Consider the following 1,338-nt stretch of genomic DNA (forward strand, 5'->3'; position numbering starts at 1 on the left):
CTAGGCAACACGTCGTTGAGCTTTGATTATTTTAGGACTTTCAACTGTGCTACTGTCACCAGGAGCTTTGAGGTAGTAGCCGTAGACCAGGCCAAGAAGCGAGTGAGTCTGCGGTTTTCGAGCAGGCTCTGCGGCAATAACCCGTCTGATGAAAGGACAATCAGCGAGGGCCAATTTAATTTACCTTACCGCGAGATGTAGGAACGTTAAAAAGCAAAGAACAACGCCCAATGAACCGGGCTAAATGTACGCGAAGCGCAACAACTGCAATAGGCTAGCAGAAGTCTAGGAAAACGGTCCGCAGGTAAACGCTCGCCATTCAGAGAAAGGAGGATTCAAGTTCGTTTACCTTTCGGCTGAACTATGCTATGAATGGATTTTATGCAGTGGGAAGCCATAACACTCGAAGCCCTTTACGATGAGATTCTGGCAGCCGAAGAAAAGATGCAGGGGGACCTGTGGCGGTTCTGGCAAATGATTCAAATCTTCCCCGAAAAATGGCAGCAAACGCCGTATGGCGACGAAGGAGGCGGGTTCTGGGTCGTGGCCGTGGTGGGCAAGCGCATCATCTGGTACAACGACATCGAAGAAGGCTTTAACCTCTCGGCTTACGAACAGTACGGCACCTTTCGCGACTACTGGTGTAACCAAGACGAGTTGGCGTGGCCCGTACAGGCTTTGCTCACCGAAATCAAAATGGGTGGGGGTGGTTTTGGTCAAGCAGGACCGCCTCAAAACATTGATGAGTGAACGCACAGGGCTGAGCAACTCGTAGTTCACTAAAAGGGTCCGAAGGCAAACGCTGCGTTTGCTGAAAGGGGCTTATTTCGTCACCTGCTGCCCCGGTCCACTTCCTGCCGCATCCGCCCCGCGCCGTCTCACCCAGTGCCAGTAGAGCCCGCCGTAGAGCGCCCCGGCAACGGCGAAATTGACCAAGTCCACCGCCCGGTGGGTGCTGAAGTGGGGAATGGTAGGGGTTGGAAAGTGCCGGTTGTATTCGTTGAGCATCAGCGTCCCGGGCACGAGCACGGCCAGCAGCGTGCCTATCGTCAGGCTGTGGCCTAGTGTCGGGCGCCGAATCCCGCCCAGGGCTAGCCGGTGCAGGCCCAGTACCGGCCCGTACACCCACCACCCATAGAAGACGAGGATAAACCAAGCATACAAGACCATGCCGCCCCCGCCCAAACTGAGCCCGCCCACCAGCGCCGGCCAGCCCAGACAGAGCAGCACGGTGGGCAACAGTCGTAGTAGGCGAAGAAAAGTCATGGCCCGAAAGATAAGACCCAAGGCCCGGTGCCAGCACGGGCGCTTGCTCGTAGTTGGTTCACCTTAACGGTC

The 1,338-nt window shown here is 56.0% G+C and carries 2 protein-coding genes; one reads left to right on the forward strand and one right to left on the reverse strand.

Going from position 1 to position 1,338, the window contains the following annotated elements; all coding sequences use genetic code 11:
- The first annotated feature begins 372 nt into the window (after positions 1-372).
- Positions 373-750 carry a hypothetical protein gene (locus HW554_RS20150; protein WP_218134808.1) on the forward strand — a complete coding sequence of 126 codons (378 nt, stop codon included), beginning with the start codon at positions 373-375 and terminating at the stop codon, positions 748-750.
- 72 nt (positions 751-822) lie between these two features.
- Here HW554_RS20150 and HW554_RS20155 read toward each other — a convergent pair whose 3' ends face one another.
- Positions 823-1,266 (reverse strand): hypothetical protein, encoded by a 444-nt coding sequence (locus tag HW554_RS20155; protein ID WP_176910323.1) that lies wholly within the window; start codon positions 1,264-1,266, stop codon positions 823-825.
- Positions 1,267-1,338 lie beyond the last annotated feature (72 nt).

Origin of the sequence: Hymenobacter lapidiphilus (assembly GCF_013377885.1) — a bacterium.
GTDB lineage: Bacteria > Bacteroidota > Bacteroidia > Cytophagales > Hymenobacteraceae > Hymenobacter > Hymenobacter lapidiphilus.

Bases quoted from the DNA above. Each gene is read 5' to 3' on its own strand.
- HW554_RS20150 (WP_218134808.1), top strand. From the start codon at position 373: ATGGATTTTATGCAGTGGGAAGCCATAACACTCGAAGCCCTTTACGAT.
- HW554_RS20155 (WP_176910323.1), bottom strand. From the start codon at position 1,266: ATGACTTTTCTTCGCCTACTACGACTGTTGCCCACCGTGCTGCTCTGT.